Here is a 9,764-nt window from a genome sequence, read left to right as displayed (position 1 = left end):
ACGGCTTTTGAAAAGAAGGCCTTTATGGTTATTCTGACCCGTATCTGAGCCCCTTTAAGCGCATGATAACCAGAGTGTCCTGCTGAATTTTTCTTTTTAACAGAATGCTTTCTGCCTGTGTGGTATCCATCACCTGAACATAGTCCGCATTTTTGGGCAGGTAAAGGTTGGTAAGTTGCGCATCCTGAATGGAATAGGGTAAGAAAGTGCGGTCCATTTCTGACAGGATCATCATGCTGGGAGCCGGATAATAAATGGTATCCCCCTTCTGATAAATCTGCTTAATCTGATCTGCCGCGCGATAATATGGATTGGACACGCGGGGTTCGGCAAAGTATCCGTACTTCACAGAGCGGTCCTGGTAAAATTCAACAAGGCGCAGTGAAACAAAGTAAAGCTGCATCGCCATAAATACATAAATCATGGCCGCGTACTCCAGCCTGAGTTTGGTGTAATATACAAGCAGCAGGCTTAAAATGATGATGACATAAGGGAAGGAGAAACCGGAGTATCTTTGCTGTATCCCAAAAGTATGTCCATTTTTAATGGCCATCAGAATCAGGAACAACACCGGGACGAGTGCCATGATATACAACAGCCACAACCGTTTTCGCCCCATGGTATCGGCACGCCTGTGAATGTCGGGAATAAAAGAAAGGGCAAAAATGCTAACCGAAAGTATACCAAACTGGATCTTGTGATTATTATAAACAACAAGGCTGAGAAGTATCAGGGCGACGGGGATCAATCTTTTGATAGTTACATGCACACCCGGGAGCCATCGGGATTGCGCTCTTTCCGTATATCGGTAGAGGAGGATCAGCAGGAAACCGGTAAAAATTGCGATCAGCATATTTTTTTTGCCTTGCGTAACCTCCGCCAAACCATTGGTAAACAGTACAAGATCAGAAAACAGCGGAAGTGATTTTTTGTAAACGTTTTTAAATGTTGCCGGAAGCGCACCAAACGGATTATCATACGGCCTGGTTTCGGCCATTCTCCGGTAGAGGTCGGCCTGGTAACTGAGGGTGTATAAGGTATATTGGCCTCCCCCGAACATCAGCCACCAGGTAACACCGGCCAAAGCCACAGGTGCAGCCAATGCAAGCCGGACCCAGGTTTTGAGATTTCTCAAGAAGAACAAGGCATACAAACCATGGGCCATGAGTACCGTTATAACCAGAAAGTGGGATAACAGGCTCAGCCCCGCCGCCAGTATATACCCCAGATATAGCAGACCAGCCCTGGTTTTTCCGGGCTTGCTCTCAACAATCAACAGAAAGAAATAGGTGGCGAGCAGGGTCAGGAAAAAAGTAAGCGAGTAGTTGCGTGCCTGGTGGCTGTATGCAATGAAAAACGGTTCAATAGCTACAATGGCCGAGGCAATCAGCCCGATTTTGACCGAGAAGAAACGCCGGGCGAACAAATAGGTCATTCCGATGATCAGCACACTGAAAAGTACGGAAAGCGAGCGGGCTGAGTAATCAGACAAACCGAAAATCTCCATCCAGTAATGTAGTAGCAGGTAATAGAAGGGGCTGTTTCCTATGTCGCTGCGGTTCATGGCTTCGTAATAATCTGCCAGCGATTTCGGTGACCAAAATTCCGCGGGTGTAAAGGCCCTGGGTATAAAAGTTTCCTTGTACGTAAATGACCGTAATACCTGCGGCGGCCGATAGTCAAGCGCAGGTGCTTTCCAGAACTCGGGCACAGTAACTTTCAGCGTGGAGAATACCTCTTTCTGATTAGCACCTTCCAGCACAATTCCCTGGCTGATGACCATCGTACTTTTTTCATCAAAAAAGATACTATATGTATCCAACCGATGGAGCCGTAGGAAAAGGCCTGCCGTAAGAATGATTGCAAAAATGATCCAGGTGAAAAGTGATTCCTTTGATTTATTTTGAGTCATTGATAATTCAGAGTCCGTTGCTGGTTATTTTGAAGTGATTGGTACCTCGCACGAAAGTACACAAATTATAACTGACCGGTATTGCTTAGATTTTAAGAATTGTAAACTCAACCCGCCGGTTTTTTTGCCGGCTCACCTCAGTAAGGTTACTGGCTATGGGTTTGGAAGGGCCCCAAGCCTTGGTCTGGATCCGGCTGGCATCTATTCCTTTTGAAATAAGATATTTTTTTACCTCGTTAACCCGGTCTTCCGAAAGCTGAATGTTTTTTTGAATTTCACCAACGTTATCGGTGTGTCCTTCCAGCAGTATTTCCATGTTGGGGTAGGTCGCCATGGTGGTCACAATTTTATCCAGTTCCTTGAAAGTTGTCGGGGTTACTTCCGAGCTGCTCTGGGAGAACAGGGTGTTGCTCAGCCTGATCTGTTGCCCGCCCTTCAAAGGCTGCAAATAAATATTTTTCCTGATATTCCTGAAACCTGTTTCTGTGGAAAGATCTATTTCCTCAATGACGGGAAAGTATCCTTTTTGTGAGGCAGAAAAGGTATAGATGTCTTTCAGGGGTAATATCAGCTTAAACTCACCGCTTGCTGGCTGATAATTCACCTTTGTGAAAATGTCGTTGCCAGATTTCATTTCGGCCACCACTTCTGCCTCAATGGGTTTGTTGGTTTCCGCCTCGTAGATCTGGCCGGTAATAATGGCTACCGGTTCCGGTTTGATCTCGGGTATTAACCGTATCCTGAAAATATCTTCCTGGCCCAGTGTATTGGCACCCGAACAGAAATAACCGTAGTCACCTGCGGCCGGGATATTAAAATATCCGTCCCATTCCGGACTGTTGATGGCCGGGCCAAGGTTTTCGGGTTCGGACCAGTGTATCCAGGTATCATCCAGGCGTCGCGTTACAAACAGGTCGGCCTCGCCATAACCACTGTGCCCGTGGGATGCAAAATACAGTGTTTTGTTATCCAGGGCCAGAAACGGAGAGCCTTCGTCAGCGGCTGAGTTGACCTTGTTGCCGATGTTCACCGGATCCGACCAGGTATCATCCGACTTCAGAAAACACACATATAGATCTCTTTGTCCTTCGGTGTCTGGCCGTTGAAACGAAACCAGCAGTACATTGCCATGCGGAGATACGGCGATCTCCATATCTCCATGTTTTTTGTCAATATTCAGGTTAGGTATTCTGATCTCTTGAGGGAAACCCCAGCCAGTTTTGGTGGCCACGGAGTACGAAAACCCGAACTCCATGGTACCATCAGGTTTATATTTATTAATCAGATATACCTTTTTGCCATCCGAAGAGATACTCGTGATGGCATTGTTGTCAGCGTTATTCAGCGGCGGACCTATGTTAACGGCTTCGGACCATTGGTTGTTCTTTCCCAGCCTGGAGTACCAGATATCCTGATTACCCGGAATACCTATATTCTGTGCATGATTGCTACGGGTAAAATAGAGCGTATTACCGTCTGAAGAGATGACGGGCGCTACTTCAAGGCTGCGGCTGTTGATAGCCTTGCCCATATTTTCCCGCTTAAAATCTTTGGAGGCCTGCGCTGCCAGGTTGATACTTGCCTCAATCGGCTTGGTATCTGAGGAAATTCCAATGGCGTCAATCTGGTTAAAACCTGAGACTTTTGAAGGCAGCAAAACAATTTTTACTGCGTTGCAAAGGATATCGTTGTAAGTTGGGAAAATTCGGTACATCCTGCTTTTTTCCGCAACCGGGCCCGGTTTGTTTTCGGTTAAAAGGTATTCTTTTCCAGAAGTATCATAACCGTATATTTTGTAGATAGCTCCCGGGTTAAAATTTTCTCCTACGGCTACCTGTTTCAAAGGTATCGCTTTTTCAAATCCTACTTTAATCCATTCTTCATTATAGCCGTCGGGGTCAGCCGGAGACCATGCGCAGGGGCTGTCTCCATAAGCCGGAAGCTTGTTGGGGGCACCCAGTATCTGCTTTGTTCGGTATCCGCTGCCATAAATCAGCGGCCTGAATTCTGATGAAAATCCCAGTACTTTATCTGCCCATAATACATTCTGAGCACTTAAAGGGTTGCTGACGAGCATCCAAAACAGGATTGAGGTCTTAAATGTAAGTTTTAAAATTTTCATTGAGGTTTTAAAGCCGGATTCCCGGCAGGGTTACATACAGAGCGGTGTCCGGATAGGACCGGCCCTGAATTCATACGTGGGTAATAATAGGGTAATATTATAATAATTATAAAGAATGTCAAAACACCCCCCGGCAAATATCCCGGGACTGGCATTGAATGGTACGTCAGTTTTTTGCTCCGATCAGCAGAATCCAGTCCCATTCGGGCTGCCTGTCGGGTGGGGAAATGATGGCATCGGACACGGATTCGTATTCAGCGCCTGGCCACCGCTTGCCGGTACGCGGGCTATACCACACCGCCCTGAACTGGTTACCCGTGAGCTGTTTGAAATCCACTTTAATACTGCGCGTTTCGGGCAGATAAAGCATAGCCATTCTTTTATTGGACAGTGCAAATACCCCAACCTGAGCCTTGTCTGCCGAATCGGGCAGCATGCCGGATTCACTTTCGGGGCGCATATATTCCCAGGGGATCCCTTTCAGTATTTTAACAAAATGCTGGATATACTCCGCACCGTCCCGGAGGATATTAACTTTCCAGGTCGGGTGGAAATTTTTAATCGTACTTTGATGACAAAAACCTGCCGCTGAGCTCATAATGGATTGATAGGCTTGGTTCCTGATCAGCGCCGACTGGTCCGTTATTTCTCTTGGGAATTCGGAGTTGGCAATCAGAAAGGGCTGGCGGTTATTTTCCCAGATCGTTTTTTGCCAGGCAGCCAGTGATGCATACTCAGAAACCGTAACGGTGGAATCGGGGATTACAAACTTCATATCCGTAGGGGAAACTTTGTCGTTTTCGGCCGTGGGTGAGCAGGTGGCGAGTGATGCAATGATTCTCCCCGCATTTCGGGTCCTGACGGCACTTGCAACGGATTTGGCGTTTCCGCCGTTTTCGGATAACTCATCGTTGATGATCCAGATCACATTTTCATATTTGGCGAGCCGTCCGGCAAGGTAACTTCCGTACAGGGTACCTGCTTCTGCTCCCTGAGTTTCAAAAAGGGTATTCCAGTTTTTTCCTGTTATCACAAGCCCTATTGCCAGCTGACGTGTACTGGCCGCGGCCACAATTTTTTCAAGATGATCAAAGTATGCCTTGTCGGGTTTTGAGATATCATTGTTGATAAATGGAGCGGTCTTATAAAAATTCCGTTGCGTGGGCAGGCCCGGAAGTACCTGAACCAGTACGGTATTGAAAGACTGCGATTTCCGTATGTCAAAATACTTTACACCATCTTCATAACTAAGTTTCCGCAAAAGCTGCCAGGCCACATCGGCCACCATCAGAAAAGGCATACCTGAGGCATCTTCAATATGCCGTCCGTCTATGCTTACCCTGAGGGGGAATTTGTCCGGTATCGGTTGTTCGCTATGATCAATTGCCTGAACGGCGCTAAAACCGGAAATGATCAGAAAAAGACAAGCGAAACGGGAAATCATACCTGCGAAACATTTTTGAGTTTTGATATGGTCCCGGACGGATCCCCGGCGCTGAAAACAAAACTTCCGGCAACCAGGATATCAGCACCGCTTTGGGCAAGCAGCGCAGCGTTGTCCAGGTTTACCCCGCCATCCACTTCAATTTTGAATGTATATCCTTTTTCTTTCCTGAGCTGGTCAAGCTTTGCAATTTTATGATAGGAGTTTTCAATGAATTTTTGCCCGCCAAAGCCAGGATTTACAGACATGATCAGTATCAATGAAACATCTGACAATATTTCCGACAGCAGTTCTACAGGTGTATGCGGGTTCAGTGCAATGCCGGCAAGCGCACCTAGTTCCTTAATGTGTTGTACCGTACGGTGCAGGTGCGGACAGGCCTCGTAATGAACCGTCAGTATGGACGCCCCCGCTTTCCGGAAAGCGGGAAGGTATCTGTCTGGCTGTTCAATCATCAGATGTACATCCAGTGGTTTGGTTGCATGGCGGTGGATGGCCTCACAAACCGGGATACCAAACGAAATGTTGGGCACGAACATACCATCCATAATGTCGACATGGATATATTCAGCTTCGCTGCTATTGAGCATTGCTATGTCACGCTGCAGATTGGCAAAATCTGCGGCGAGTACGGAAGGAGCTATTGCAGGCATTTTAGTCAAATTCAATTTACAAATGAAACGGCGAAATTAAGGAATTAATAGCCAAAATTGAATTAAAGGCAAGCAGAGAGCAGGAATATGCGGAAGTGGTATGGTCAGCTTATGTCTCCTTGGCCCGGATACGTACGCAGGTATAAACGATTAAATGTCAGTTCTTTTACAACGTTTGAAGCCTGGGATGTGTCTAGTTGCAAGTTGAAACCCCTGATCCTGACTGATATGAAAAAACTTTTTACGATCCGAGTGACGCAACGTACATCGGTTGCCGGCTTTTTCCTGATCCTCTTTTTTATTCTTATATCCTGCAAAAAGGATAACGTTTCCGGTGAAGCGGACCGGTTCAGTTTACCAAGGGAAGTTTCCGAAGTCATTCTGAGGGATTATCATATTATTTCCATTGCATTTGATCCTGCCGGTACGGCATGGCTCGGTACACTCCGACAAGGTCTTTTAAAATATGAGCGAAATCAGGTAACCGTTTTTGATTCGTCCAACTCCGTTTTGACAAACGCCGCTATCTGGGATATTGAGGTAGATAAAAAAGGGAATGTCTGGCTGGGAACCGATGCGTTGGTCAAAGTAAAAAATTCTGAATTTACAAGATACGAGGCGGGGCAGTTTAACCTGCCCAAAAATCCCGTGTTTTCCGTCGAGATCGATTCCGCCGACAACATTTGGTTTACCTGTGCAAGTTTCAGAAGCGGTGGGTTGGTTAAATACGATGGCAGCCGCTTTACCATTTTTACGCCCGAAAATTCTCAGCTTCCGGCTCACCTGATTTCCAGTCTCGCTATGGATAAGTCAGACAATCTCTGGCTCACCGTCAATGAAAGTGTTTCCAGTGCAACCCTGGCACGTTTGTCTGGCAACAGATGGCATTTGTACGGGCCGGAAAAGATCGGGTTTAGCCCTTATTATTATGGGAATGTGGTTGTTGATAGCCAAGGGGATATCGTTGCATCACTGGATTACGGTCTTTCCAGTACTTTCGTACCGCAACGCCCGCAAGCTTTCAGGTTTAACGGGCAAAAGGCCGAAATACTGAAATTACCCAATGAAAATTCTGTTGTTTACGCTACGAAACAGGTTTTTTTCGATAAAGAGGATCGTTTATGGGTTTCATTTTATGGTGGAGAGAAGGAATATGCGGTTTTCAGCAATAAAAAATGGACTTTCCATGACCTGCCAGGCGAAGGCGTATTTGCGTTCGGTGAAAAGCCGACGGGTGAAATGTGGCTGGGAACGGGAAAGGGTGTTTGCATTCTGAAATAACCTGGCTGAATAGAGAATTCGGCATCATTTGTTCGGAACCCTTTCAAATAATTCTTAAATCGGTAAACAAAGAGATAGTATCAATTTCACTTCCGGAGGTATATCTGATAATCAATTATACCTCTGATGAAAAGAATATTTACCTTACTCCTTTCTTCGCTGCTGGTAACAGTGCATGTATCGGCGCAGACCAATGCTTACATAGATACCCCCTTCGTACAGGATTACAGCATTAAGTATTACCTGCCGGATTCTACTTCCAGGCTGTTTTCGGCGGTGAGGGACAGGAATGGTGTCGTTTCCGTACTTTCTGCAGGCGGAATGCTGCGGCCGGATGGCGGGAAGTTTCAGTATCCCGGCTCTTTACAGCCGGATAAATCCTACAAACCTGTTGTGGACAAAAAGCTTAAAGCTATTTCATTGTTCAGAAACGAGCTGGTATACTTGGATAGCAAAGCCATTTTTTCAAATGCGTTTGCAGGAAAATGGCTTGCACGCCATGAAATGCCCGATGCGCAATGTTTTTCAGTTGGTAAGGATTTTACAGCCATGGTATCCGATGGCAAACGGATTAAACTATTTGGGCTGAATGAACTGCTGTGGGAAGGCAAGTATGAAAACGACGATCTGAAGGATATAAAATTCGATCCTGTCCATAACCGGTTTTTACTACTTGGACAACATTCGGTACAGGCTTTTTCCATACCTGAAAAGCAGCTGAAAACGGTTTTTGAAAGTAGCGGACTTACCTGCTTTGATGTGAGCGGTGATAAAATATACATAGGTACTAAAAAGGGATACCTGGTTCTGGAGGCCGGAACCTTTAAGGTTGCCACTCCTTTACGGGATAAACTCCCCGTTACCGACATAACCACCATAGCTGTCGCGCATGGAAATGTGTGGTTTGGTTCTGCACTGGGTGCATTTATGCTTCGGAAAGATGGCGTTTTTAATTATTACTATGGAGAGCGCTGGCTTCCCGGAAATAACGTCATCCACATCTCAGAAGGAGAAGGAAAGCAGGTTTTGGTACTGACCGACAAGGGATTGGGAGAAATTCATTTTGACCCGATGACCCTGGAAGAAAAAGCCCTGGTCTATGAAAAACAGGTGAGGATGCGCCACATCCGTTATGGTTTCAACTGCGACGTATCTACGCTTAAACATGGCGATCTTTCGACCTTCGAAATGGGACAGCGCGATAGCGATAATCTCTGGACGTCCATGTATCTGGTGAGCCAGCTTTTCAGGTATAAGGCGACGGGAAGCAAGGAAGCATTGCAGAATTGCCTCGACTCCTTTGAAGCCATGGAGCGGCTGTTTGAAATTACGGATATGAAGGGATATTTTGCCCGTGGTTTCGAAAGGAGGGGTTACCACCGGTTTTCGGACAAGCCATGGGACGGGGGCATGCACAATGGATGGGTGCACGCCAAAGACGAAGAGTGGGACTGGCGCGGAACAACCAGCAGTGACCAGACGGTGGGGCAGATGTTTACCCTGACCCTGATGGCCGAATTGATGGATGGAGAGGTGAAGCAGCGGGCCATCAAACACATTGACGAACTGATGACCAATATCATTAAAAATGACTGGTATCTCATTGATTTTGACGGGAAACCTACCCTTTGGGGCAAATGGCATCCAGATTATGTGAATGGCTTCCCCAAAAACGTGGGTGACCGCAAGCTGAATTCTTCCAATATCATCGGTTTCTTGCAGACGGCATATCATTTTACCGGAAAAGAAATTTACAAGCAAAAGGCCTTTGAGCTGATCGAAAAACATGGTTATATGGAGAACCTGCTCAGGCCGATGGCCGAGATCGGGAAAGCACAGCCGGGGGCTGACGACTGGGCCAAAATGCTCTCGGAGGGCTGGAATCACTCCGACGATGAAATGTATTTTCTTGCTTACTGGTGTTTGTATCCGTATGCTTTTGACAAAAATCTGAAGGCGAAATATAAAACGGCTATTCAGCAGCACTGGGAACTGGAACGTCCGGAACGGGATGGATTATGGAACCTGTGTTACGCCATGACCGGCGCCAAAGAATTTGACCTTGCCGAGACGGTGTGGTATCTCAAAGAGTTTCCGCTGGATATGATAGAGTGGCAGGTCAGAAACAGCCACAGGAAAGATATTGAATTTACAGAGCCCAATTTTCGGGGACAAACTACTAAAACAGTACTTCCGCCAGATGAACGTCCGGAGCTGAAACACAACCGGAACCTGTTTAAACTGGATCGCGAAACCAACGGTATCAGTGAGTTAAGTGCGGGAGATAGTTTTTTGTTGCCCTACTGGATGGGCCGTTACCTGGGGGTGATCAGCGGACCTAAGAAGTAGATT

At 46.5% G+C, this 9,764-nt stretch carries 6 protein-coding genes; 2 read left to right on the top strand and 4 right to left on the bottom strand.

Translation table 11 applies throughout. The annotated features are described in order from the left end of the window. Nucleotides 1-28 precede the first annotated feature (28 nt). The 4 genes from KOE27_RS14255 to rpe form a co-directional block, all read right to left on the bottom strand. Entirely contained in the window at nt 29-1,912 is a 1,884-nt protein-coding gene (locus KOE27_RS14255; protein ID WP_215239530.1) for a glycosyltransferase family 39 protein, read from the bottom strand. Nucleotides 1,913-1,997: 85 nt separating this feature from the next. After that, complete coding sequence (locus KOE27_RS14250; protein ID WP_229252770.1) at nt 1,998-4,034, bottom strand: OmpA family protein; 2,037 nt, start codon at nt 4,032-4,034, stop codon at nt 1,998-2,000. 166 nt (nt 4,035-4,200) lie between these two features. Further along, entirely contained in the window at nt 4,201-5,478 is a 1,278-nt protein-coding gene (locus KOE27_RS14245; RefSeq protein ID WP_215239529.1) for an apiosidase-like domain-containing protein, read from the bottom strand. Next, a complete protein-coding gene (gene rpe, locus KOE27_RS14240) occupies nt 5,475-6,131 on the bottom strand; it encodes a ribulose-phosphate 3-epimerase (RefSeq protein ID WP_215239528.1) in 657 nt (218 codons plus the stop codon). Before rpe ends, KOE27_RS14245 begins: the two co-directional genes overlap by 4 nt. Before the next feature lie 228 nt (nt 6,132-6,359). Between rpe and KOE27_RS14235 the strand changes: the two genes are divergently transcribed. Both KOE27_RS14235 and KOE27_RS14230 read left to right on the top strand, forming a co-directional pair. Continuing rightward, nucleotides 6,360-7,412 carry a ligand-binding sensor domain-containing protein gene (locus KOE27_RS14235; RefSeq protein ID WP_215239527.1) on the top strand — a complete coding sequence of 351 codons (1,053 nt, stop codon included), beginning with the start codon at nt 6,360-6,362 and terminating at the stop codon, nt 7,410-7,412. Nucleotides 7,413-7,538: 126 nt separating this feature from the next. Further along, on the top strand, nt 7,539-9,761 hold the full coding sequence (locus tag KOE27_RS14230; protein WP_215239526.1) for a hypothetical protein: 2,223 nt from the start codon (nt 7,539-7,541) through the stop codon (nt 9,759-9,761). The last annotated feature ends 3 nt before the right edge of the window (nt 9,762-9,764 follow it).

It is taken from the genome of Dyadobacter sp. CECT 9275 (genome assembly GCF_907164905.1).
In the GTDB taxonomy this organism is placed as follows: Bacteria; Bacteroidota; Bacteroidia; order Cytophagales; family Spirosomataceae; genus Dyadobacter; species Dyadobacter helix.
This window is presented reverse-complemented; position numbering and strand designations above follow the sequence as displayed.